Annotated in this window: 19 protein-coding genes; 13 read left to right on the top strand and 6 right to left on the bottom strand. The window is 54.7% G+C overall.

Annotated elements, in window-relative coordinates:
* Nucleotides 1-60: 60 nt before the first annotated feature.
* From rplT to H5T64_09275, 3 genes are read right to left on the bottom strand one after another with little or no spacing between them, the layout of a single operon-like run.
* Nucleotides 61-417: a 50S ribosomal protein L20 gene (rplT, locus tag H5T64_09265; protein MBC7264523.1), complete on the bottom strand. Its 357-nt coding sequence runs from the start codon at nt 415-417 to the stop codon at nt 61-63.
* A gap of 33 nt (nt 418-450) precedes the next feature.
* Nucleotides 451-654 carry a 50S ribosomal protein L35 gene (rpmI, locus tag H5T64_09270; GenBank protein ID MBC7264524.1) on the bottom strand — a complete coding sequence of 68 codons (204 nt, stop codon included), beginning with the start codon at nt 652-654 and terminating at the stop codon, nt 451-453.
* 31 nt (nt 655-685) lie between these two features.
* Nucleotides 686-1,270: a translation initiation factor IF-3 gene (locus H5T64_09275; GenBank protein ID MBC7264525.1), complete on the bottom strand. Its 585-nt coding sequence runs from the start codon at nt 1,268-1,270 to the stop codon at nt 686-688.
* A gap of 455 nt (nt 1,271-1,725) precedes the next feature.
* Between H5T64_09275 and H5T64_09280 the strand changes: the two genes are divergently transcribed.
* Together H5T64_09280 and H5T64_09285 are read left to right on the top strand one after the other, a co-directional pair.
* Nucleotides 1,726-2,532, top strand: a complete 807-nt coding sequence (locus H5T64_09280) for a hypothetical protein (protein ID MBC7264526.1) — start codon at nt 1,726-1,728, stop codon at nt 2,530-2,532.
* Between the two features lie 80 nt (nt 2,533-2,612).
* Entirely contained in the window at nt 2,613-5,465 is a 2,853-nt protein-coding gene (locus tag H5T64_09285; GenBank protein MBC7264527.1) for a DUF2723 domain-containing protein, read from the top strand.
* 4 nt (nt 5,466-5,469) lie between these two features.
* Here H5T64_09285 and H5T64_09290 read toward each other — a convergent pair whose 3' ends face one another.
* Together H5T64_09290 and H5T64_09295 are read right to left on the bottom strand one after the other, a co-directional pair.
* On the bottom strand, nt 5,470-8,130 hold the full coding sequence (locus H5T64_09290) for a hypothetical protein (protein ID MBC7264528.1): 2,661 nt from the start codon (nt 8,128-8,130) through the stop codon (nt 5,470-5,472).
* Complete coding sequence (locus tag H5T64_09295; GenBank protein MBC7264529.1) at nt 8,127-9,368, bottom strand: hypothetical protein; 1,242 nt, start codon at nt 9,366-9,368, stop codon at nt 8,127-8,129. The genes H5T64_09290 and H5T64_09295 overlap by 4 nt, the downstream gene beginning before the upstream one ends.
* A 51-nt stretch (nt 9,369-9,419) precedes the next feature.
* Here H5T64_09295 and H5T64_09300 point away from each other — a divergent pair, with 51 nt between their 5' ends.
* On the top strand, nt 9,420-11,273 hold the full coding sequence (locus tag H5T64_09300; GenBank protein MBC7264530.1) for a glycosyltransferase family 39 protein: 1,854 nt from the start codon (nt 9,420-9,422) through the stop codon (nt 11,271-11,273).
* Nucleotides 11,274-11,322: 49 nt separating this feature from the next.
* Here H5T64_09300 and H5T64_09305 read toward each other — a convergent pair whose 3' ends face one another.
* Nucleotides 11,323-13,305, bottom strand: coding sequence for a glycosyltransferase family 39 protein (locus H5T64_09305; protein MBC7264531.1), 1,983 nt, complete (start codon nt 13,303-13,305; stop codon nt 11,323-11,325).
* A gap of 106 nt (nt 13,306-13,411) precedes the next feature.
* Here H5T64_09305 and H5T64_09310 point away from each other — a divergent pair, with 106 nt between their 5' ends.
* The 10 genes from H5T64_09310 to dnaA all read left to right on the top strand — a co-directional run bounded on the left by H5T64_09310 (nt 13,412) and on the right by dnaA (nt 25,355).
* Nucleotides 13,412-14,518 (top strand): glycosyltransferase family 4 protein, encoded by a 1,107-nt coding sequence (locus H5T64_09310; GenBank protein MBC7264532.1) that lies wholly within the window; start codon nt 13,412-13,414, stop codon nt 14,516-14,518.
* Between the two features lie 116 nt (nt 14,519-14,634).
* Nucleotides 14,635-15,774 (top strand): glycosyltransferase family 4 protein, encoded by a 1,140-nt coding sequence (locus H5T64_09315; GenBank protein ID MBC7264533.1) that lies wholly within the window; start codon nt 14,635-14,637, stop codon nt 15,772-15,774.
* A 2-nt stretch (nt 15,775-15,776) separates the two neighbouring features.
* Nucleotides 15,777-17,207, top strand: a complete 1,431-nt coding sequence (locus H5T64_09320; GenBank protein MBC7264534.1) for an undecaprenyl-phosphate glucose phosphotransferase — start codon at nt 15,777-15,779, stop codon at nt 17,205-17,207.
* Between the two features lie 24 nt (nt 17,208-17,231).
* Nucleotides 17,232-18,431 carry a YgeY family selenium metabolism-linked hydrolase gene (locus H5T64_09325; protein ID MBC7264535.1) on the top strand — a complete coding sequence of 400 codons (1,200 nt, stop codon included), beginning with the start codon at nt 17,232-17,234 and terminating at the stop codon, nt 18,429-18,431.
* A gap of 71 nt (nt 18,432-18,502) precedes the next feature.
* Entirely contained in the window at nt 18,503-19,546 is a 1,044-nt protein-coding gene (locus H5T64_09330; GenBank protein MBC7264536.1) for an N-acetylornithine carbamoyltransferase, read from the top strand.
* Nucleotides 19,547-19,610: 64 nt separating this feature from the next.
* A complete protein-coding gene (locus H5T64_09335; GenBank protein ID MBC7264537.1) occupies nt 19,611-20,168 on the top strand; it encodes a flavin reductase family protein in 558 nt (185 codons plus the stop codon).
* A gap of 45 nt (nt 20,169-20,213) precedes the next feature.
* On the top strand, nt 20,214-21,233 hold the full coding sequence (locus tag H5T64_09340; protein ID MBC7264538.1) for an ornithine carbamoyltransferase: 1,020 nt from the start codon (nt 20,214-20,216) through the stop codon (nt 21,231-21,233).
* A gap of 37 nt (nt 21,234-21,270) precedes the next feature.
* Nucleotides 21,271-22,215: a carbamate kinase gene (gene arcC, locus H5T64_09345; protein MBC7264539.1), complete on the top strand. Its 945-nt coding sequence runs from the start codon at nt 21,271-21,273 to the stop codon at nt 22,213-22,215.
* 51 nt (nt 22,216-22,266) lie between these two features.
* Nucleotides 22,267-23,511 carry a threonine synthase gene (locus H5T64_09350; protein MBC7264540.1) on the top strand — a complete coding sequence of 415 codons (1,245 nt, stop codon included), beginning with the start codon at nt 22,267-22,269 and terminating at the stop codon, nt 23,509-23,511.
* Between the two features lie 467 nt (nt 23,512-23,978).
* On the top strand, nt 23,979-25,355 hold the full coding sequence (gene dnaA / locus H5T64_09355; protein ID MBC7264541.1) for a chromosomal replication initiator protein DnaA: 1,377 nt from the start codon (nt 23,979-23,981) through the stop codon (nt 25,353-25,355).
* Nucleotides 25,356-25,916: the final 561 nt, after the last annotated feature.

Consider the following 25,916-nt stretch of genomic DNA (forward strand, 5'->3'; position numbering starts at 1 on the left):
CAGCGGACCTACCGCCCGCTGAGAATTTTGTTCCACTCGCTTGGTGCGATGATGATACACTTAGGCTATAGCGCCCTTGGCAATCTCGACCAACCGTGCGAAGGCTGCCTCATCACGGATAGCCAGGTCGGCCAGCATCTTGCGGGAAATTTCCACGCCAGCGCTCTTCAAACCGGCAATGAAGTGGCGATAATCGAGTCCATTCAGTCGAGCTGCTGCATTGATGCGGGTGATCCAAAGCCGGCGCATGTCGCGCTTTCTATCGCGCCGGTCGCGATAGGCATACCAGAGCGATTTCATGCGCGCCTCATTCGCACGACGATACAATCGGTGCTTCGTTAACCGCTGTCCCTCTGTGAATTCAAGTACTTTCTTATGACGGCGATGCGCCGTCACTCCTCGTTTTACTCTTGGCAACTGATAGATCCCTCCGAGAAATTCCTAAAGTGCTCACTTCAGGTAAGGTGCAAGCCGTTTGATGCGCTGGATATCACTCCGGTTCTCGACCGGTAGCATCTCGTCATAAAGGCGCTTCGCGCGCTTGGCTCGCTTGCGCCTCAAATGGCTCTTGCCCCCCTTCGTGCGCATAATTTTACCAGATCCTGTGATCTTAAATCTCTTTGCTGTTGCTTTATGTGTCTTGATCTTTGGCACAGTCTATCTAACGCTCCTTAATTTGATTGTATCACTCTTGCTTACTTTGCGAATCCCCAATGCTTTTGCTCGCGCTCCCAGCGCTGGTTGCTTTGGCTTTCGAGGTCACGAGCATCAACATCGTAGGCCCTTCCATGTGTGGTTCTTGCTCAACCATCGCTACATCGGCGAGTCGGGCCGCGATATCATCCAGTAGTTTGCGGCCCAATTCTTGATAAGACATCTCGCGGCCTCTGAACCGGACACGGATCTTCACCTTTGCCCCTTCATCCAGAAACTCACGCACGCGTCTGAGTTTCACATTGATATCGTGTTCGCCGATCTTCGGGCGCATGCGAATCTCTTTGATTTCCGTGACTTTCTGGGCTTTCCGTGCCTCCCGTTCTTTCTTTGCTCGCTCATACAGGAATTTGCCGTAATTCAGCAAACGGCACACCGGCGGGCTTGCATTGGGAGCCACCTCCACTAAATCGAGGTCTCGCTCCTGAGCAAGACGCAGGGCATCGCGAATAGAGAAAATACCGAGCTGGCGGCCAGTCTCATCAATGAGACGAACTTCGGGAGTCCAGATCTCTTCGTTGATTCGATAATCTCTGCTTATCTGATTCGCCTCCATAAAAAGTGCGCTACCACGGCCTGGCGAAGCAGGACAATGTGCCCCGCCCACCGTGCGGGCAGCGCAACTATACAGAGAGATGAAAACGTGATAAATAACAACCTTATCATATCATAATAGGCTCTTGTAGTCAAATACACCAGGCGCTTGCACCAGATGCTCTCTGACACAGCGCTCGCCCGACGACCCCTCTGACTTCAGCGGACACGCCCATCTATGTTTTTCTCTGCATGCCAGTAACCCATCAAAGCCATTGCCCTCGCTCCATACACTTGGGCTTTGAAATCTCCACAATTCCTCGGCCTCCAACTGGCCTTATCCCAATCGCTCTTGCTCCCGATTGGTCTGAGATCCACTCCAGGCCGTAGGTTCACTTCGACGAAACGGCTATTTTGTGCTAAAATTTGCGCCCACAGAGGCGCGATGAATCTCTCCACGGACAGGAGGATAGGCCAATGCCGCTATCATCAAAGACCCAGACTCGGGCAACCTCTCATAGTCATAAGGAGACCACTCCATCACCTCTGCGCTGGCTTTGTTTGGCCGTCGTGTCTTTGGTCTCATTATTTACTGCCTGCAGCAACATTACCCAACCAACGAACTTTGTCAACCCCGCGGCGACTAAATTTATCGAAGGTGCCACTCCAACTTGGGCCCCGCTCCTCCTAACACCTCCGCCTACCAAAATGCCTTCCCCAACTTATCCACCCAATGCGGTCCCCCTAACGCCCACCTTCGGACTGCCGGCACCCCAGCCAACCTGTGAGGCTACGCCCCAATGGGGGCTAGGGGATGTCTGGGCCAACGAGCCCGTGCGCACGCGCCTGGGCTGCCCGACCGGAGAGCAGATGGGGGAACAGGGAGCACAGATCAACTTCGAGCACGGTCTGATGCTCTGGCGACCGGATAAAGGGTTGATTTACGTGCTCTATTATGACCATCAACTAGGCCGGAGATGGGAGGCGTGGGCCGATACATATTTACCGGGTGACCCCGATATGGACCCCTCCATTACTCCACCCACGCCCGAAGCCGGACGCTACCTCTACCAGCCGACCGGCCGCTTTGGCAAACTCTGGCGCAGCCAGCCAAACCTGCGCGAGAGATTGGGCTGGGCTGTGAAAGAGAGCGGCCAGGAAAGTGATAGCCTTATCAAAACCTTCTCTGGCGCTCTGCAAGATTTCGCTGGCGGGCTCATATACTGGAACGGTGCGGTTTCTTTCGTTCTGCGCACGGATGATATGACATGGGACCTGTACTGACCCCTCCCTCCCAGCCTAGCACATCCCATAAACTCCAGCGCTGGGCATTTCTTCCCTTGGGGTGTGCGCTGGGCCTTTACATGAGCAGAACCATAGTCGAGATGCAACCCACCTCGTTACCATTCCCCACAGCCCTACTCGTCCTGTTGGCTTATAGTATCCCAAGCGTATTCGGCGTAGCGATCGCCCAACGGATTGGAGTGGAATGCGTGCCTCTTGCACTCCTCGCCGTATACGTGTTCTGGCCTCAGGTAGATCTAACGCTCTCCACAGTGATTGCGTTCGCATCTCTATGCGCCTGTGTTACCGCCACTCTACGTCACCTTCCAGATTGGCTTCCTGATAGCCTCGTTGGAGTGGCCGCGTGTGCATTATACCTGCACACCTCGGCCCCGGGCATGCTCCCAGCCGATGCAGGTGAATTCCAATTGGCTTCGGCGGTGCTGGGAATCGCCCATCCACCTGGCTACCCGCTCTACACCCTGCTCGGCAAATTAGCCACATTCTTGCCCGTCGGCAATGCGGCCTACCGCGTAAACCTTCTCTCTGCCTTCATCGGCGCGCTAACACTGGTCATGGTCTGCCGAACTGTGCGTCGCGCCACTGGCGATAAGGAGGCAGGCATTGTGGCTGCTGCCAGTCTTGGGGTGGCCGCCACATTCTGGGCTCAGAGCACCACAGCCAACGTTCGCAGCCTGACCGCGCTCCTCACCGCGTTACCAGTATATTTCTTAATCTCCTATCTTCGAGAGCGCTCACCACGATATATCATTGGTTTCGCTGTCACTCTGAGCCTGGGGCTAACCCATCACGGCTCGCTTTCTCTGTTCATTCCGGTCTATATTGCTTACCTGTTTTTGGTCGATCGGGAGTTGTTGATCTCCCCTCAAAGGTGGGTCCAGCCTCTGTGTGCCTTTCTTCTACCTCTGACCGTGCTTCTGTATCTGCCACTACGTAGCCTGATGAACCCGCCCTTCGACCCTGCGCCCATTCGCTCTGTGGGAGATTTTCTGAACCATGTGCTAGCCCTGGGTTTCCGGGGTGATCTTTTCTACTTCCGAACCATCGAAGATCTGGCCCTCCGCATTGGCGTTCTGAAGAACATCTTAGCCCTGGAATTTAGCTGGGTACTGATGAGTGCAGCCATTCTGGGCATGGTCGTTACTTTGGTAAAACACCGTGATTTAGGCATCCTATTTCTCGGCATTTGGACTATCAATGCCCTCGCCGCTTTGACCTACCGTGCACCACAGACCGTTGAGTACCTGATACCTGGCTATGTGGCATTGGCTTGTCTCATTGGCCTAGCCGCGGCATATCTCCATGTGGCTACTCGCAACAAACTTTTTGCTGCGCTCGTTACCTCAATCTTGCTATTGGCTGCGTTCCTCAATTTCGCCAACAATTACCCAAGCTACCTTGCTCTGTCTCATGATACCTCGACGCGAGACTCCGCCAAGAACTGCTTGAGTAACGCGCCACCCAACGCTCAGATATTGGCCAATTGGCACTGGGTCACACCGCTGTGGTACCTGCAATTGGTCGACGGGATGCGGCCCGACGTAACGGTGCGCTACGTCTATCCTGAAGGGGCAACGCCCATCGCCGAGACCTGGCAACAGCGCATTGTTGAAAGCGTGGCCATTGCACCGACCATCATCACCAACTACTACCCCAACTTCGTGGAACTGCCCTACCGCATTGAGCCATTTGACAACGCGTTTTACGTGCGAACCCTGCCGAGTTTCGATTTGCTTCCAGGGATAAGCCTGGTAGATGCAACTCTCGGTGGTGTTATCCAGATCCTGGGTTTCCGCCTGGATCACCCGGCTGTCCTTCCTGGCGGTCGGCTGACTATCCATATCTATTGGCGGCCCCTGACAAAACTAAACCGCGACTACTCATTTTTCGTGCACTTGGTTGACCAGAATGGCATACCGTTCGGTCAAGGTGACGTAACGCATCTTGCAGCCCGGTACACCGTGGGCGAGATAATTGCGGATGAGTACACCATCTCCACTTTGACAACCACTATGCCAGGAGTCTATCGCCTTATTGCTGGCAGCTACATCACACTACCCGAAGGCGGGTGGCAACGCCTGACCACGAACACGGGCAGCGATAACGTCTGGTTAGCAGATGTACAAGTGACACCCCAAACACAGCCCCCAGTGACGCTACACCCATTGCGTGTACCTTTCACGAGCGGCGTGCGGCTGGTGGGCGCCGATTACGATGATAGTATCCCCGGGCAGCGTCGTCTTTATCTACACTGGCAGACCACTACCGAATCCCCACCCGCGACGCGGGTGATGATTTACGCTGGGGACGCGTTATATGATCAAACGGCACTACCAACGTCAGGCCCGCCCCACTACTTCACAACTGCCCATGACTTACCTGAGAATGCCGCGCAATTAAGCGTGGAACTACGAGGACCGACCGACAGACCACTCGCGGTGCTCGGGCCATGGAACATGCCTCGAGGTCAGCGGATAACCCTGCCCCTGCCCAAATCACGGAATCGCTATGTGCCCTTGGGTGGCGAGATGGTGTTGGTAGGCGCAGACTACGTGGAAAGCGCCCATCGGGACAAGGATTGCCGAGTAACACTTCGCTTTCGCAGCCTTGCCCCACTCACGCATGACTATGTAGTTGCGCCAAGTCTGACCGGGCCTTCGGATGCCTGGCGAGCGGGAGACGACAGTGTGCCTGCCCTGGGAGGTATCCCGACCCTGAAGTGGCTGCGTGGCTGGGACGTAGAAGATGTGCACCGCATCCCTGTGCCAGGAAGTGCGACTACTGGCCAGGCCACTCTGTATCTGACAGTGTACGATGCCTTTACATTGAAATCGTTAGCAGTACTGGATGAAAGATTGGCCCGGATAGGCCAGGGGACGATATTGGCATTAGGTAAGATCGAAGTTGAATGAAGGGCTATGGCACAGCCTCAATGGTCACACCACCAACTCGGACCGAGCCGATCGCAGTCAGGGTAGCGGCGTCATAGAGGACGATCTCCAATTGATAATCATGGCCCAGCGATAGACCTGCCGGCAACGCCAAGAATACCCGATCCGTCACCAGTTCGCCGGGCCGCCACAGACTCGTGGGATAAAAGCCATAACGAGGTTGTTTGTCTTCAGCAACCAAGCGTTCGCCCTCAGGCGACAACAGTCGCACCGAATACTTGTAATTCTCGCCTACGGGAGTGATGGCTCCCCATTTCAGTGTGATCACTAACCCCTCAGGGGACATCTGTCTTGCGGTTACACCATACAGTGCAATGCGCTCACCGTACATCGCTATCGGTGGGCCTGCCCCGACTGCGGAGACCCAGCCATCCACGTAAACAGGATGAAGATACGTCGTGCCTAGTGTCTCCCCCGCCTCGTTCACGGGCTGTATCTCATTCTGACCGTCCCACACTCGGAGAGCCAACAAATATAGCCCGCGTACGGTCTCTTGTGGGACAGGCAGAACGTGGGTGGTCTCCTGACCAGTGATCACCTCCGAAGAGGAGGCCACCGCATCAGGAATGCCCAATAAGTGCTCGGCCGGTGTAACGAGGCGCACCTCGGCGATCAGGTCATCCTGTGTCCCACCGTCCCAGTGAAGCGTGAGAGAAAACGACTCGCCTGCCTGCGCCATTTTGGTTGAGAGATCGTATCCGCGCAAGCGGATGGCACTGCCAAAGCGTAGACCATCGGGGTTGTGGTGTAGATACGGTTGACGGTAGAAATCCCAGGTGAGATCCAGCAGAGTGTTCCCCTGTGTGCGTACGGTAGTCGTGCTTACCAAAGGGACGAGGACGAGCAAACCAACCAGTCCGGTCAAACCGCGGATCAAAGTCCAGCGGTTTAGGACAAGGCTCCGGACGAGAAACAGCAACGTAACAATCAAGCAGAGCAACGTGCTACCCTCGGCGATGGTGCGGAGTGGTGTGCGTTCAAATCGCAGAACGACTTCGTGACTGCCGGCTGGGACTCCCAGGCTGATATAGCCAGAACTTGGCACCGGGCTGATTTCCGCGGGTTCTCCATCCAAGGTAGCCGTCCAGCCCGGAAAGTAGTGAGTGTAAAAGGCAATTGTCGCACCCTCCGCACCTGCAGCCACTCGCCAACGCTCAAGAGTGGGCGAAACCTCTGCTGGTTCTACAGCGTCCAGTGACCCCGCCAGGACCAGCGGAGTGGATTTAAGTCCCTGGTTCAGCAGCACTGCGGAGGTATAGGGCCGTGGATCCACCCATGTTGGCAAGTAGTCACGGCGGATGGTGGTACCAATGTTGGCGGTGAAATACTCGTACCAGGCCAGACGTTCAGGCGTTACATCGGCTTCGGTGATGAGCAAGCGCTCAGGACGCAATCCGATCAGACTCGCTAATACAAGCAGCAGCGCCAGTACGCAGGCTACCGATCCTGATCGTGGCAACGTCCGCATGCCGGCAGCGATCAGGAGTGCAGCAAAACATGCCTGCACGGACAGAAATCGCCAGGGGAATTGCACCAATGGCAAAAGTGGGATGTTCTGCCAGAATGGCCGCGAGAGGGGTGTGATCATCCATGTGGACACAATACATGTGATTAGGCACAGCGTCTCGCGGCTATCCCGATGACGCGACCGGAGCCAAGCCGCTGTCACGGCCAACCCACCGAACAAGGTAGCCAGCGCCTGCATTAGCCCCAGGACAAATGGTGTGTGCTCACCGTCAATCCGGTAGTCAAATAGCAGGCTCCCCTGCACCAGGTTAAGGCTGCGAAAATGTCCCTCATAGTGAAAGTACCCGGTGGTCATATCTTCCAAATGCACTATGCCCCGTTCAAGCAATGCTGGCAACCAGAACCAGGCACTTAGGCCCAAGCCCAGCACTGCACCTACCACCATAGCCGCGAGCACCCGGGCTCGGTTTTTGGGTGCACTCAAGATAAGGTACAATCCCCAAAGTATGGCAAAGGGTGAGAATATCAACGCGGAAATGTTGTGGCTCAGCACTAGCCCGGCATAGCTGAGCGCCAAACCGCCAACCGCCCCTGCAGAGGGCCTTTCCTGGCAACACAGGAGCGTGTAGAGGATCAGCGGATAAAAGACAAAGGCATAGAATTCAGAAAGGGAATCCCCGCGAACATAGACGTTCACCAAGTGAAAGGGCGCGTATGTGTAAGCGAGAGCGGCGAGGGCAGCCAAGATCTGATGGGTCCACAGCTGCCTTGCCAATATGTACATTGCCAGCGCTGCGCCGAGGAAGCCGACTGCCTGTGTTGCCTGGATAGCGGGAATATAGCCCCATCCGAACAACTTGAGCACCGCGGCCAGGTAATATGGGAGGGAGGCATAATAGTGGAAAAATGGATAGCCCAGGCCATACGCAGCCTGGGGCATCCAACGAGCGGGGATAATGCCCCGACTCAAGTTCTCTACCAGTTGTTGAGTTCGTACCAACAAGAAGGGACTATCACCCCCAGCCCGCGTGTTCACCATCCCCCCGCCGGTCACCAGGGGCAGAACGGCGAGGCTCGTCAATAGCAGGGTAACCAAGAGCGGCCATTCGATGCGCCGCGTCCATCCCTGCGCAAAGGAGGCCGGGGAGATCGATCTCATAGCCGCTTCTTGAGGTAATAGAAACCGACTGGCAAACAAAAAGCGACCAGCGCTACCAACAGACCGCTCGAGTGATAGATCGCATTACCCGCCCTCGGCAAAAGCGGTTTCGGCGTAGGACGAGGGGTTGGTGTCGGCGTGTAAGCGGGTGTGCTGGTGGCTGTGGCGGTCGGAATCAAACGGGCACCAAACTCCACTTGGAAACGCGTGCCGCCCGACACGGCCACACCCCACCGGTCAGGGCTGGTGGATTCGTACCCATAAGGATTTTGTCGCGTGATGATGTAGTTGCCTGGAGGCAGGCCTTCCACGCAAATGGGTTGGGCTTGGGTTGTGCTTTTAAACGTACTCACTGCCACCCCATCCATATTCATCACGGTGATGAACACGCCGTGCAGGAATGTCTCCTCAGCGTCGCGCTTGCCATTCCCGTTGGCGTCTTCGAAGGTAACGAAGCAGATATCTGCCGTTATTGGCGTCGGGGAGGCAGTGGGCGTTGGGGAGAGAGTGGGCGTCGCAGTGGCCTGTGGTGTGTTGGTAGGTTTGGGCGTTGTCGGCTTTGGCGTGGGTTTGATGACCGAAAGACAGGCTTCATCCCAATAGGAGTCATTGAAGTGGGAGCGGAACTCCGGATTGCCGCGAGTGAAGACGGTGATAGTGCTCGCCTTAGCCACCGCGCTAACACTGAGTTGCATCCATGTGTTATACTCCATACGTGGTTCAGACCAGATAATATTGGGTGATTGCCAGTCTGTACCACCGGTGGGGTCAATGCCAACCCAGACTCGATAGTTGCCTGGCCTCACTGCATTGTCTGGGTTTGGATCTTCACTGCTCCAGACCTGTACCCAGATGGAGAAGGTCAATTGGCTGTTCACAGGCACAGCGACTTGTTGCCACAAACCCGCGTTATGGGTGGAGTAGGTCGTGAACATTTTCTGCGCGAAATTGCCGTGATGGATGCGGCGCGTGCCATGTTTGCTGGCGTCTTCTGGCTTGTACTCAGGCCGGCGGTTGTACCCATCCGCCTGGAAAGGACCATCTTGATACCATAGGTTCCAGCCATTGGCGATTGTAAGTTCGCCTGCCCCTCGGTCGCTGAACCCATCCTCGAAACTTGGGTTGACTAATGCGTTGTTAATGCAACCACCTTGAGGACTTGGACTGGCATAGACGCGAAGTGGCATCATCACTAGAAAAGCGATGGCTAATATACGAAGTATTTTCATGCTCTGCATCAGAGATGTTTGACCTCCTTTTTTCCGACTTACAAGGGCCTAAAGGATCTAATGTCTGCCAAATTTGCTAAGTTCAATAAAACGAACGCCACTCTAGTCCTTAGCCTGTTTTTGGCCGCTGCCTTGCGATTGATGCATCTGGCTGCCACGCCCCTAAGTTGGGATGAGGGTTGGAGCATCGGCCTGAGCACTTTGGGGCTCAGTGAGATCAATCGCATCACCGCGCTCGACGTACACCCCCCATTATACTACGATCTGCTCAAAACATGGATGGTCTTCGGCAAGTCCGAGTTCATGGTACGCTTCCTGTCGGTTGCAGCAGGTCTGTTGGCTGTGCCACTGGTGTATGTGGTAGGTCTGCGGTGGGCTAATGAGCGCGTCGGCCTGTTAGCCGCTCTGTCTGCAGCCGCCAGTCCGTTCCTGATTTACTACTCGCAAGTGGCACGTATGTATGCCCTTTGTACCGCGCTGGTGTTACTGGCAACGTATTCCCTGCTGCGAGCGGCAAAAGAAGAGCACCTCACTTACTATGTGGTTTTCACCCTCTCCGCCACAGCGGCCCTATACACTTTTTATTATGCCCTATTCCCCCTTATCTGTGTAATTGCCTACGCTTTGTGGCAATACCGCCCTCGGTGGCGACGGATTTTTGCCTCTTGTTTGGCTCTCGGGATACTCTATGCCCCGTGGGTCTTTTATGCTCTGCCACCTATGCTCAACAGGATAGGGACACGGACTGGCTTTGAATTTGCCGTTGCTGATCTGGTGCGTTTCGCTGCTGACGGTTTCTTCGGCCTCGTCTTTGCCTATGGTGCGGGATGGTGGCCAGTGTATCTCGTGCTCATCTTGTTCGCCGCGGGTTTGACCGTAACGCTGATAGAACGCCGCAACGCCAAGCCGATCGCCATGCCCTTGGCAGCGATCGTTCTCACGTTAGCGAGCGTCTCCGTGGGTGCGAAAGCCCACATGTTTGCCGCTCGCTATGCCATTGTGGCCAGCCCGTTTCTGGCGCTGGCGTTGGCCTGGGCATGGGACGCGCTCGGCCGACGCTCAGAGTTGGCCATGGCTGTTGGCATTCTATTATGGATCATTTCCATCACACCCAGTATCAGTGGTTACGTATATCAAAAAAGTTACGAGACCTCTGGCGCGTTTGATCCGGCCAGCGACCAGCGTTATTTATCCCGCATCACTACCCCCGATGATATCGTTTTCTTCAATGTCCTGAGCCTGGCTGGTGCTTACGAACGTTATCGCCAAGCGGATGATCCAGCCTGGTCTTATCTCCTGCGTTGGGATCCCGTGGTCGAGCCGTTGGAACCGGCAATACAAAATCGGCTCCTGCCTGCGACCCGAGAACACCAGCGGCTATGGTTTGTGCTGTACAAAGGCGGCTTCGGTCCAAATGGGCCTCTGCTGGACTGGCTGACTTTCAACCTCTATCCTGCTGTCGGTCAGTGGCGAGAGGATACTTTCTACCAGCTCTACCTGGTCCCCCAAGGCTCGCCTCGAAAAGTCGAACTGAACGCCCAGTTTGAGAAAAACATTATACTGGACAGCGCTGAATTTCCTACCCAGGCTTATGGGGGTCTTACCGTACGCCTAATCTGGCACGCAATACAGATCCCGATCGGTGATGTCAAGGTATTCGTACACCTCTATGACGCCGACGGCCACTTGGTGGCCCAGCATGATGCCTTTCCGGCAAATGACCTACGCCCGCCCTCTACCTGGCAGGTAGGTGAAACCATTGTGGATAACCATGGCCTGGTACTACCCCCCATAGCCAGTGGGAAATTCAGTTTAGTTGTAGGTCTCTACGAACCGAGATCCGGCGATCGTCTGCACTTGCCAGATGGCAGCGATCACCTCTTGCTCGGCGAGGTTGAAATATCGCCTGAGTAAAGGCGTGTCCGAGCGGCCGCATACAGGTTGGCTGTGAGATCTCGACCAACTACATCGTTGGCACAGGTATCACTACACTGTCTCCACTGGGTTGTCCCTCAGCATCCAGTGTCCGCAAGCGGCTCATATTCTCCAGCCGGTATAGCCCCACCCGCAATTCAACGGCTGTCGCGCTGTCCAGGTGCAGCCTGTGCTCGTCACAGACGATGTCACCGGGCCGCCACATTGTAGTAGGGTAGTAACCCCGGGCAGGTGGGGCATCATCCTGGGTGAGCATTGCCCCGCCGCTTAACGCATGTACGAAGACGGTGTAATCCACACTCATCGGGTGCTCTGCTTTCCAATATAGAGTTAGGTGTAATACACCTTCAGGCCCGCTTATCTGTTCGCAGCCCAGGAGAGTGATCCCCTGCTCGAAGCGCACATCCAGGTTGCGAGGCACTTGGCTAGCATCGGTGGTCTCGTAAGCCAAGTAAAGCAGCCTGGGCTCAGACTCCAAGTCACCGCGCTCGTAGGTGTCTTCACGAGCGCAGATGACGGCATTGTTTGGTAATACTCTCAAGAAAGCCTTATAATTTTCGTATGGCCAGACCACTAATAAGGTTCGCGGAGTGACGGAGGGTGTTGGAATTGGGGCCTCATCCCAAAGAAGGGTGAACCGTGGAGACACTGGGACGAGGAAACGCACGCTTGGCCAGTCGCGCCACAGCCGGGCTTGTAGATATACCGCACCAGCGGATGCCGAATCGCTCACCGCACTCATCCGGAACCCAGGGCCAATCCAGCCAACACCCGTCATCTGGTTGATACACGCGGCCAGTTCTGTAGCACCAGTTTCGAAGTGATAATAAACCGTCTCGCTTGGCGCATAAGCCAGAAAATAATCGCGCACAGTCCAAAGGCCACTGACAGCAACGATAGCGACCAAGGCTACGATAGCGAGCATTTGCCAACCACGACCTTCCATCCAGGTAGCGATCGCGTCCAAACCGAGGGCTGGGATGACGAAGACGAACGGCAAAATGCCCGCGGCACGCAAAAAATGAGGCGCTCCCTCGGCCAGGATGGTTGGTAGAAGCATCGCCGCGACCCAAATGAAGGTGAAGCGATGCCCCAACCGCCTACCGCGCAGGGCGACTATCACTCCGACCAAGAACGCCGTTGCCATCAGCAGATCAAACACGGGCCGATAGGGCAAGTTGTGTCGCGGAATGAAGTCGCCTCGAGTAGTGAACATGGCGAGCGTCCGGGCTAGGTTCAGTGCCAGTGTGCCCCAGAGGTCACCATGGTTGATCGCCGGATTAAAAATAGATACCTGATCAGTGCGGCCCAGGATGATCTCCGGGTGTCCCCAAGCATATAATCCAAGGGGCACGAGCATCACTGTAGCGGGGATGAGGAAATAAACAAGATCGTGGCGGAGTAAAGAGCGCCTGCTGAATACCAAATAGGCAATGAAGACAGCCAACGCAATGACTGTGAAGCGCGTCGCTAGATAGGTGTAGAAGGCAAGCCCGTACATCGTCCCAGCAAGCATGATGTCCAGGTGACGGCGAGCACGAACCCCACGCCAAAGAAGCCACAAACTGGCCGTCACAAGCAGGGGCATGGCGATGACGCGGAACCCGATGCGACTCAGATTGACGTGCCAGAATGACAAAGCCGTGATAGCAGCAGATAAGAGAGCGATGCGAGCATTGAGGGCCTGGCGCGCCCATAGATAGATGACTGGGATGGTCCCTGTACCAAGGATTGCCGCGACGAGGCGTATGGCGCCGGGGCTGCGTCCAAACAGGGCCACGGAGACAGCCACTAGGTAGATGAAAAGTGGCTCGCGACCGTTGTTCGCTGGAAAGTAAATAGGCCGTTCTCCGGCTAGAACTCGCAAGGCATCAAGTCCGTTGTACGCTTCGTCGCGATATAAGCCCGGCGGCAACGAGCCGATGGCGTAAAAACGGAGACCTGCCGCTATTGCCAGGATAATCAAGAGACAAGCCCACTCCATCCGAGATGGGTGATCTGACTGTCGCAAAGCGTTGCTCTCCCGGCGTATCGCCATAGTTTACCATAAAACTTTGGATAAAACTCAATAGCCATTATAAACTAAGTACCGGAAATATCCAAGGAGTTCTCATCTCGTGCGGGTACTAATGCTTTCGAAAGCCTGCATTATAGGTGCTTACCAGCGAAAACTGGAGGAACTGGCTTCTATACCAGGCGTTGAGCTGACGGTTATCGTTCCGCCTTACTGGCGGGAGGGCGACCATGCCATTCTGCTCGAACGGCTCTACACACATGGCTATGATCTTATCATCGAAGAAATGGCGCTCAATGGACATTTCCACCTGCATTTCTATCCCCGTTTGGCCCGCCATTTCATCCGCCTACACCCCGATATCGTCCACGTAGATGAGGAACCGTACAACCTAGCAACTTGGCAGGCCATGCATTTAGCGGTGTCAACTGGCGCGCGGGGCCTCTTTTTCACCTGGCAGAATATCCTGCGCCGTTATCCGCCGCCATTCTGCCTGTTCGAGCGCTATAATTTTGCCCATGCTGCACATGCCATTGCCGGCAACCATGAAACAGTGGAAGTACTGCGGGCAAAGGGTTACAAAGGGCCGATACAGGTCATCCCCCAATTCGGCGTAGATCCACAGCTATATCGCCCTATGAGAATAAAAGGAGGTGAAGAGCCGTTCACCATCGGCTACGTTGGACGATTGGTGGAGGAAAAAGGGATAAGGCTGCTCGTAGAGGCTGTGGCGGGATTAGAAGGGGATTGGCAATTAAGTATTGTCGGTGAAGGTCCACAGCGGTCTGTTATAGAGCGACTGAGCCATAAACTTGGCATCGCCAATTGTGTTCACTTCCAGAGGCACATACCCTCCATACAAATGCCCGCTCATCTCAACAGCCTCGATGTGCTCGTCCTGCCATCTCTCACCAAACCCAACTGGAAAGAGCAATTCGGGCGGGTACTGATTGAGGCCATGGCCTGCGAAGTACCGGTCATCGGTTCTGACTCGGGTGAGATACCCCACGTCATTGGCGATGCTGGCCTTGTCTTCCCCGAAGGCGACGTAGTAGCCCTACGAAATCATCTGCGCCGACTGATGGACGAGCCAGAGATTCGTCGACAACTTGGTCAACGGGGTCGCGCCCGCGTCCTCGCCCATTACACCCAGGCGCGCATAGCCCAGGAGACCTACCAGGTGTATCAAGGGATATTGGCCGAGGGATAATCGAACAGGATGCACCAGTAGGCAAGGAACCTTGTTGGAATTCGTAACGTTTGTGGTATAATTTCGAAGTAGTGAATGAATTTGCTGTGATTCAAAGGACGTCAACGCAAAGTTCGATTGAGCGACATATTGTAGTGAATGCCCAACTACTATCACTCGATTCTACCTACCGTGCGGCAGGTGTGAGCCGCTACATCTACAATCTCGTTGGCTGTCTGCATGATGCCGACCCAACCAGTCGTTATACAGCACTGGTAGGCGAACATGTACAAGGATGGCGTGGCATCGGTCAGCAAATCTCTCGGATGCCCACGAATCAGCCTCTTGTCCGCGTTCTCTGGGAGCAGACCAGATTGCCATCTCACCTACGAAGCCTTCACGCCGACTTACTGCACGCGCCGGTCAATGTCGCTCCACTCCAGTCTGTTTGCCCGACGGTTGTTACTGTGCATGATCTGAGTTTCATTTACTATCCCGACAGTTTTCGCGCCTTCCAGCGCCTCTACCAGCGGACGATGACGCCCATCTCGATAGGTCGGGCGGCACGAATCATTGCCGTCTCCGAAAATACCAGGATGGACCTACTACGGCTGTGCAGAGCCGACCCGGCGCGAGTGCAAGTCGTGTACAATGGTGTGGAGGGACGCTTCCGTCCCATTGACAAACCAGAGGTAGAAGAATTCCGCCGCCGGCGCGGACTGCCAGAGCACATGATCCTTTTCGTGGGAACGTTGGAGCCACGCAAAAACGTGAGCACCCTACTGAAGGCCTACGCTTTGCTGCGAAAAACAGGTAGGACGAAAGTTCCACTTGTTATCGCCGGCGGCAAAGGTTGGTTCTATAGCCCTATCTTTGCATTAGCGGAGGAACTCGGCCTAGGAGAGCACCTGCTCTTTCCAGGCTATATCGCAGACGCAGAACTGCCTCTGTGGTATAATGCGGCAGAAATTTTTGTTTTTCCCTCGCTTTACGAGGGTTTCGGCTTGACTCCGTTGGAGGCTATGGCCTGCGGGACACCGGTCATTGTTTCTTCTGCATCCTCACTTCCCGAGGTAGTCGGTGATGCTGGCCTTATCGTCGAGCCGCAGGATGTAGAAGGACTCGCTGAGGCCATCGCTCAACTCCTGGATGATCCCGCCTTGCGAAAAGAACTGGGAGCAGCGGGGCGACGCAGGGCCAGGGAATTTACCTGGCCAAAAACTGCCCAGAAGACTGCCTCTGTCTATCGGCAAGCACTGGGTGAGGAGAGCAACTGAATATGTCACCCCACCTCAAACGAGTGTGGACAACCGCGAAAATCATAAGTGACGCCATTCTGATTAACGTCGCGTATTTCATATCCTACTGGATTCGTTATGAACTAGAGTGGTTCCTACCAGTCGAGGAAATATACCAGTTACCATTCCAAATGTTCGTGCCCAGCGCAGTGGTGTACACGTTCATCCTGCTCTTGGTCTATTGGGGAGAAGGTGTCTACAAAGCCAAGCGGGGCCAATCCTGGTTGGATGAAGGCTATCTCGTACTCCGCGGCACGGTGGTTGGCACCGCTATCATGATCGTGCTTTCCGTCTGGTACTATACTACACTATACTCGCGCTTGCTCTTCTATGTCTATGCTCCAGTGGCCATTATTGTTCTGCTCACCCTCAGCCGCTGGGTCGAGTCGAGGATCAAAGCGCGCCTACGCAAACGGGGCATCGGTGTCGAGCGGGTGCTGATTGTAGGTGCCGGGGAAACCGGGCGCATGATCATACGTAACTTGGCGGCCCAACCAGAACTAGGTTACGAATTAGTCGGCTTTGTGGACGATAATCCTGAACGCGGTGAAGTGGACCTGGGTCGCTTCAAAGCCCTGGGCAATACCGAGAAAATCCCCAATATCGTGTCGCAATACAATGTGGACGAGGTTATCATCACCCTCCCTTGGATGTATCACCGCAAAATACTGAGCATTATGGCCCAGTGTGAAAGGCAGCGGGTGCGGGTGAAAATCGTGCCAGATCTTTTCCAAATGAGCCTGAGCCAGGTGGGCATTGACGACCTTAATGGCATTCCCCTCATCGGTGTTCGCGAGACGATCATCGAGGGCCCGAATCTGGCCCTGAAGCGAGCCATAGACGTCATCGTATCCGCATTGGCTCTCCTGATCCTATCACCATTTATGCTTCTGATCGCCCTCCTCATCCGCCTGGAATCGCCTGGATCGCCTATCTTTAAGCAGGTACGGTTGGGAAAGGATGGGAAGGCTTTCACCGTGTATAAGTTTCGCTCTATGCGCCTGGGCGCAGAAGAAGAGCAGCAGCAACTTATCGAATTTAACGAAGCCACTGGCCCCCTTTTCAAGATACGCCAAGACCCGCGACGCACTAGGCTGGGCCGGCTCTTGCGACGCCTCAGCATCGATGAGTTCCCACAGTTTTACAACGTTCTGCGCGGGGAGATGAGCCTGGTAGGGCCAAGACCCCCACTTCCACAGGAGGTCGAACACTACCAAGAGTGGCAAAAACGGCGTCTATCCGTCCGCCCCGGCCTGACGGGGCTTTGGCAAGTAAGTGGGCGTAGCGATTTAACGTTCGAGGAAATGGTTTTGCTTGATCTGTACTACATCGAAAACTGGTCTTTAGCGCTGGATCTAAAGATCATCCTTAAGACCATTCCCACTCTAATTGGAGGCACCGGGGCTTATTAGGGCTTGGAGGTAACATTCGATATCATGTTAATCGGGCCTCTTTCTGAAGTTGATAAGGAACGACTCATCGGCTTCCTCGCCGATTTGATCCGCATCCCCAGCCCTTCCACAGGCGAAGAGCAGGTAGCGAAACGCTTGGCTGATGAGATGCGGTCGGTAGGCTTTGAGGAAGTGCATATTGATAGCATCGGAAACGTGGTGGGGCATATCGGACCGCGGAAGGGCCCCGTGCTCCTCTACGATGGCCATATGGACACCGTTGGCATGGGCGACATTCGCGCCTGGACTCGCGATCCTTACGGCGCCAACGTTCAGGATGGCTACATGTATGGCCTCGGTGCAGCGGATATGAAAGGCTCCCTCGCAGCAATGGTTTATGGGGTTAAAGCCCTGACGGACGCGAAAGTGGAGTTAGGGGGCGATCTCTATGTTGTCGGTGTAGTCCAAGAGGAACCCTGTGAGGGACTAGCCATTAGCACATTCTTAGAGAAAGAGGGATTACGCCCAGACTATGTGGTAGTGGGCGAAGCCACTGAGATGCAGATCGCCAGAGGGCAGAGGGGGCGCATGGAGCTCAAAGTAACAACCCAGGGGCACTCTGCTCACGCCGCTATGCCGGAGCGCGGAGTGAACGCCATCCATGCCGCCGCACGTATTATTGTAGGCATCGAATTATTAGCATTGGATCTGGATGAAGACCCCGTCTTGGGCAAAGGGAGCATCACCGTAACGCATATCGAAAGCCAAAGCCGCAGCCGCAACGCTGTGCCCGAATCATGTTCTCTCTATATTGACCGGCGCTTAACCAGCAACGAGACCGAAGCCAGAGTGCTCACCGAGATACGCCGTTTAATCGGGCGAGAAGGTGTGAAAGCCGATGTAGAAGTGACGGAATATCTGGCTACTAGTTATACTGGGTATCCTTGCAGAGCCCGCCAATATTACCCAGCCTGGGTTACCCCCGAGAACCACTTCTTAGTGCAGCGAGCCATTGCCACGGTCGAAGAGGTGCTGGGATACCGACCAAAGGTGGGTCATTGGCGCTTCTCCACAGATGGAGTGTATACTGCGGGTGTGGCTGGCATTCCCACCATCGGCTTTGGGCCCGGTGATGAGCGATTCGCTCATGCCCCTGACGAGCGTATTCGCATTCAAGATGTTGTGGATGCGGCACAGGTGTACGCTCAGCTCGCTGTGAATATTTTGGGAACAGTTCAGCCCTAATAAGGGCATGCTCTCTTTCCAGAGAGCGGAAATAGATTCGCAAACTACTGAGACTAACAAGGAGGGTCAATATGAAAACCGATTCGTTCAAAGGAAGAGACTTTCTAACACTGCTGGATTACAGCAAAGAGGAGGTGGAGACTATCCTGGATGTGGCGACTGACCTCAAGCGCCGTTACGCCACCCGGGAACCTCACGATCACATCTTGCGGGCTAAGACGTTATTCATGATCTTCTACAACCAGTCGCTGCGCACCCGCAACTCCTTTGAGGCCGGGATGACCCAGCTAGGCGGGCACGCTCACTTCCTGGACCCGGAGAAAATCTATGCTCCGGCATTGGAAGGCGACGAGCGAGCCTACTCTACCGAGCGCGTATCGGACGTAGCCCGGGTGCTGGCGCGCATGGGCGATGCCATTGCCATCCGCTGCTATGGCGACCCGGTCGGTTGGGTATACGGTAAGGCGCACGAGATCGAGAGGAACTTCGCCTACTGGGCCAGCATCCCAGTCATTAACATGGAGGACGACAAGTACCACCCCTGCCAGGCACTCGCAGATGTGCTCACAGTCAAAGAAAAGTTCGGCGGTTTCAAAGGCGTCAAGTTCGTGATGAGTTGGGCTTATTCGCCGAGCGTCCACAAGCCCCGCGCTGTACCTCAGAGCGCCATTATCGCCGCCACAATGATGGGCATGGATGTGGTATTGGCTCACCCAAAGGGCTTCGAATTGGACGATGAAGTGATCAAGGCATGCCAGGATTATGCTGCAGCCTATGGTGGTTCCTTCGCTGTCAGCAATGATATGAAAGAGGCGGTAAATGGTGCGCACGTGGTCTACCCTAAGTCCTGGACTGCGGTACCTATGTTTGCCCCACCGGTTGGCAGCCGCGATGAGAAGGCGACCAAAGAATTGTTCGAAGCCCATAAAGACTGGATCTGCAACGCCAACTTGATGAAACTCGCTCATAAGGATGCGATCTATCTGCACTGCTTGCCGTGTGACCGCGGCTTCGAAGTTACCAACGATGTTATAGATGGGCCGCAATCCGCTGTTTTTGACGAAGCCGAAAACCGCTTGCACGTCCAGAAAGCGGTAATGAGCCTGATCATGTAACAAATCCGAGTGGGTGGGGAGGCACTCCCCACCCACTCCAACTCTCCAAATAGTGGTATAACCGATGACAAAAACTAAACTGAAGCCTAGCACTGTCCTTTACCCGGCCCCAGTGGTGCTGGTCTCTTGTGGGACTATGGAAAGGCCTAATATCATCACCATCGCTTGGACCGGCACAACCTGCTCGGATCCACCTATGCTTGCTATCGGTGTGCGGCCGAGTCGTTATTCCTATGGTCTCATCAAGAGGAGCGGCGAATTTGTAGTCAATATACCCACTGCCGACATGGTGCGAGTGGCTGACCAATGCGGCATGGTATCAGGGCGCGACGTGGATAAGTTTGCGCTGACGGGTTTGACCGCGATGCCTGGCTCTGTGGTGAGGGCACCACTCATCCAGCAATGTCCGATCAATGTGGAGTGCCAGGTGCGGCAAATCTTGCCCCTTGGCACGCATGACTTCTTCATCGCCGAGATCGTAGCAGTTCATGCCGACGAAAATATACTGAACAGTGCGGGCAAACTCCATTTTGATCAGATCACCTCGTTCACGCTTCACAGCCGGGAATACCGCCGTACAGGTGAGTCCATCGGGCACTATGGATTCACTGCCGAACGCTGAGGAAAATAGAGACCTCAAGTGAACCAAATGGGAGGAGGAAAGGCCATGGATCTACACGGTAAAGACTTGATTTGCACGCAAGAGTGGTCAATTGAGGAACTGCAAGCGGTTTTAGATCTGGCCGCCGAGATGAAGCAACAGCGGTATACGCATCGCCTGAACAGCTGCTTGGAACGCAAGACTTTTTTCATGTTCTTCTACAATCCCTCCGTGCGCACACGCCAATCCTTTGAGTGTGCTGCTACAGAATTGGGTGGGCACGCCCAATTTCTGGAACCGGGGGCAATGCGCTTGAAGACGGCGACCACCGCCGGTGAAACGGTGGAGGATGCGGCCAAGGTAATGAGCCGTTACGCAGCGGGCCTGGGCATCCGCATTCTGGAGGACAAAATTCCTTATTACGGCGCTGGCGATGAACTCATCCGTGAATATGCTCATTGGTGCACGATCCCCGTGATCTCGATGGCCCATGACAAATACCACCCTTGCCAGGGATTGGCCGATATCATGGGGTGGCGTGAGCACTTGGGAGAGAACCTCAAAGGCAAAAACTTGCTGGTGACGTGGGGGCACGGCGCATTAGCGCGCTCCTGGTGTTCGGTACAAGAGGCCCTGCTCATCGGTTCTCGCTTCGGGATGGATGTCACACTTGCTTACCCCGAAGGCTACGACCTAGACCCCCAAGTCATCGAGTGGACAAAACAAAATTGCGCAGCCAACAAGGCCCGTTTCACCATCACCCACGACGTGCGCGAGGGCTACGTGGGAGCACACGTGGTTTATTCACGCCACTGGATGAGTCCCAACGCCTACCGCGATGGCCAGTTCCACAAGCAGGAGGAGATTGAAAAGGCCTTAAAGTACCCGCAGTGGGTCTGCGATGCGGAGAAAATGGCACTGACCGACAATGCTCTGTTCACTCACCCGATGCCCATTGACCGCGGCCGCGAGGTGACAGACGAGGTAGCAAGCGGGCCGCGCTCTGTGATCTACGATGTAGCCGAGAATCGCCTACATGTGCAGAAGGCGATTATGGCCTTGACAATGGGCGACATTAATCTATAGCCAGCAACTACATCACAATTCAGAGGAGTGATTCACAATGGGAGGAAATGTTGCGGTTGTTGCTATTGGTGGCAACTCGCTGATCAAAGACAAGGATCACCAGACCGTGCCTGACCAATACGCCGCGGCTCACGAGACTTGTATCCATATCGCGGGCATGATCGAGCAGGGGTGGAACGTGGCTATCGGGCATGGCAATGGACCCCAGGTCGGCTTCATCCTGCGCCGCTCAGAATTAGCCCGGCACGAACTACACGAAGTGCCGTTAGACTTCTGTGGTGCCGACACCCAGGGGGCCATCGGCTACATGCTCCAGCAAAACCTGTACAATGAGTTTCTCCGACGCGGTATGAAAAAGGAGGCCGCTACCGTTGTCACCCAGGTTCTGGTAGACAAACACGACCCGGCCTTTCAGAACCCCACCAAACCCATTGGCTCCTTCATGGATGAGAGCACGGCCAAAGAACGGGCTGAGAAAGAAGGGTGGAATGTGGTGGAGGATGCAGGGCGCGGCTGGCGAAGGGTCGTGCCCTCGCCTTTGCCGCGGCGGGTTATTGAGTTGGACGCCGTCCAGAACCTCATCAATGCCGGCTTTGTGGTCATTACCGTGGGAGGTGGGGGCATTCCGGTAATTGAGGATGAAAAAGGCAACCTGGTTGGCGTGGAGGCAGTCATTGACAAGGACTACGCTTCATCGCTCCTGGCACGCAGCATACACGCTGACCTCTTCCTGATCTCCACAGCGGTGGAGAAAGTGGCTTTGAATTATGGGAAGCCAAACCAGAAATGGATTGACCAAATGACTGTCGCGGAGGCCAAGAAATACATAGCCGAAGGTCACTTTGCCAAAGGTAGTATGCTACCGAAAATCGAGGCCATCATTTGGTTTCTGGAAGCCGGTGGGAAAAAAGCCATTATCACCTCGCCAGAGAATATCGAACGTGCGCTGTTGGGGGAAACGGGCACACATATCATCCCATAGCACTGAGTGGATCGTCTCCGATGCACTTTCCGCGTGAAAAGGAGGGGCCTCGTGGACCACGTTCTCGGTTTGCGCTGCGTGATCTGCGGAGCAGAATATGGGGCAGACGAAGTTCGCTACGTCTGCCCCAAACATGGTGCTGAGGGCATCCTCGATGTTATTTATGACTATGACCTCATCCGCCAACGATTGAGCAGGGAGAAACTGGCTGCCAACCGCGATTATTCCATTTGGCGTTATGCTGATTTGCTTCCCATTGCTGATCGGACCCTCGCCCCGCCTTTGCAAATCGGTTGGACGCCACTTTATCATACCAGGCGATTGGGTGTGCAACTGGGCCTGCCTCATCTGTACATCAAGGACGATGGCCGACAGGCCACTGCCTCGTTTAAAGACCGTGCCAGTGCTGTGGGCGTGATCAAAGCACACGAATTGGGCGCAGAGGTGATCACTGCCGCCTCGACAGGCAACGCGGCTTCTTCACTAGCGGGTGTAGCGGCCAGTGTCGGGCAGCGCACCATCATCTTCGTCCCCGAAACTGCGCCACAGGCCAAGGTAGCACAACTCCTCATCTTCGGCGCGACAGTGATCATGGTACAGGGCAATTACGACCAAGCCTTCGATCTCTGTCTGGCTGCCACTGCTGAATACGGCTGGTACAGCCGAAACACGGCCTTTAACCCTTACCTCTCGGAAGGAAAGAAAACAGCGGCACTAGAGGTATGTGAGCAACTGGGATGGGAAGCACCAGACAAGATTTTCGTCTCGGTCGGCGACGGATGCATCATCGGCGGGCTATGGAAAGGGCTGCGCGATCTGCTGGCCCTAGACTTCATTGATAAAATACCCCAACTCATCGGCGTGCAAGCCGAAGGATCCGCAGTGCTATTCAAGGCTTGGCAGTCGGGCACGGAGGAGATCGAGCCCATCGTGCCCCACACTTTGGCTGATAGCATCAGCGTGGGTATCCCTCGCGACCGCATCAAAGCCTTGCGCGCGGTACGCGAGTCTGGTGGGCGCTATGTGACTGTGAGCGATGAGGAGATTCTGGATGCCATGCGCATCCTGGCGCGTGAGGCAGCAGTGTTTGCTGAGCCCGCCGGAGCAACAGGTTTTGCTGGTTTGCAGAAGATGCTGCGTGATGGTCAGGTTGACCCGGGGGACAAGATAGTAGTGATAGTCACAGGCAACGGGCTAAAGGATATTGCCAGCGCAATGAAAGCGGTGGGGGAACCATACCGTATAGAACCCACAGCGGAGGCATTGCGGAAACTGGTCAGATCGCACCACCTGTGAGTCTATATCGTCCGGTTTTTTGAACGGTTGAAAGCACGAAAATCAACCTTAAAACTTTCGCGCCGTAGGTGTCCCCTCACGCAGGTCAGATTATTTGATGAACCACTGGCGGTAGAGATAAGACTATCGCAAACCCCTATGAGTTGTATCTGCTATCCCTGCACACCCACCACAATGTGAACCTTGCGCGAAATGACGGTTTCTGATAAAATGGTTTTAATAGAAATGATCATTGGGCGTTCAAACAATGACCTACAGTGAAGTAGGTCCATTCAAATCCTCGTAGTTCCCCAAAGCAACGCCCGCCCAAGGTCAGAGCCGTTACTGTTTCCCCGATTTCGGCTTAGACGCTTTCCGGGCCTCTCGTCTTTATAGGCCGGGAAGCACTACTTTACTGTCTGTACGTAAATGTCTCAAAACCAAGCAGGTTCACAGTGAGCTTCATTGCTCCCGCGCTGGAGGTTGCTATGAATATGCCGGATGCTGAACGAATCTGGCATGCTGCCCTGGGAGAACTCCAACTCCAATTAACTAAAGCAACTTTCGATACTTGGCTAAAGAACACATTCCTGTATTCTTATGAGGACGGAACTTTCATCATTGGCGTGCCCAACGCTTACGCCAAAGACTGGCTCACAAACCGGCTGCACACCACTATCAAACGCACCCTAACAGCCATAGTGGGTCATAGCGTTGAAATCAAGTTTACAGTGCAACCGCGACGAACTTCCTCCGGCCGCAAGAAGGCAAAAGGGACTTCATCCCCTTTGCTCGTCGAGAAAGAGACCGCGCGCAGCCGACCTAAGTCAACATCTGCACCAACTGCCCTGAAACCGGAGTACACGTTCGATTCATTCATTGTGGGTAGTTCGAACCGCTTAGCCCATGCGGCGGCGCTCGCCGTCGCCGAGAGACCCGCAGAGGCTTACAACCCACTTTTCATTTATGGAGGAGTGGGGCTAGGGAAGACACACTTACTACATGCCATCGGTAATGCCGTCTTGGATCGGAATCTATCCCCGCTCTACGTTTCATCCGAGCGATTCACCAACGACCTGATCAACGCTATCCGCACTCAAACCACGGAGGAATTCCGAGCCAAATACCGCAACGCTAGCCTTCTGCTCATTGATGATATCCAATTCATCGCTGGAAAAGACGCTACCCAAGAGGAATTCTTCCATACTTTCAACTCGTTGCACGAGGCCAACCGCCAGATCGTCCTTTCCTCGGATCGCCCTCCCAAGGCTATTCCCACCTTGGAAGAGCGTTTACGCTCCCGCTTTGAATGGGGTCTTATCGCCGATATCCAGCCTCCGGATTTTGAGACCCGTGTTGCTATCCTGCGCTCCAAGGCAGAGAAACACCTTGTGCCGGTTCCGGAGAGTGTCCTCGATTTGATTGCGCGCAAGATCCAGGGCAATATTCGTGAGATGGAAGGTGCGCTCAATCGCGTAGTGGCCTACGGGCAGATGACGAGTCGACCGTTGGACCTGCAGTTGGCGCAAGAGGTTTTGCAGGACCTGGTCTACCACACTGAAAACGTCACCTTGTCCCAGATCGTGGATCTGGTTGCTGAGTATTATCACGTGGACACCGAAGAACTGAGGGGCCGTCGGCGCGACAAAGGGATTGTTCTCCCACGCCAGGTGGCTATGTATCTGGCGAGAGAGATTGCCTCCGCGTCACTGCCACAGATCGGGGAAGAACTTGGGGGACGCGACCATACCACCGTGCTCTACGGCTGTGAGAAGATCAGCGAGTTGGTAGAAACCGATGATCAAGTCCGTCGGGATATCCTAACCATTCGCGAGAGACTACACAACGGTCATCATAACCGATAAAGTGTGTGGAAATGCCCGGGGCCACAGTTGCTCGATTATTTCTGTGGATAACTCGTTTAAAACTGTGGATTTCTCTGGATTTTTGTGGACAACTTTCCCTTTTGCTAGTGCCTTATTCCTCCCTTGTGTAGACCTCTAATACAACCTATATGGTCATCCATGTAGAAAAATCAATATCTGGTAGAAATCTCCCTTGATCAGTTACTAGCCCCTTTTCCACGCTCCACCGGATAACTCTTTCACCCCACCTACCAAGTTTTGTATATGTTTATACCAGCAACCCAACTGGTCGTGCGTGCACTCCCAAAGGGCTCCTCTTTCCACAGTATCAACAGCCACTACTATGACTAATTACTCTATCTTGATCTCATGCACTTTGGGTGATGGCAGTATACTCCTGTAAAATCAAACGGCGTGTGGTACACTATGGTGAACGAACCCATCACCATCCCGGAAGGGTAGAAAGGACCACACGCCATGGAAAGGATACCACCGAGTGAACGAATCCGCAAACAGCTGGACCAGCTGCTCAGCGACGGGCTTGAAGACCGCGCCCTCGAG

The organism is Chloroflexota bacterium, from assembly GCA_014360825.1.
GTDB lineage: Bacteria > Chloroflexota > Anaerolineae > UBA2200 > JACIWT01 > JACIWT01.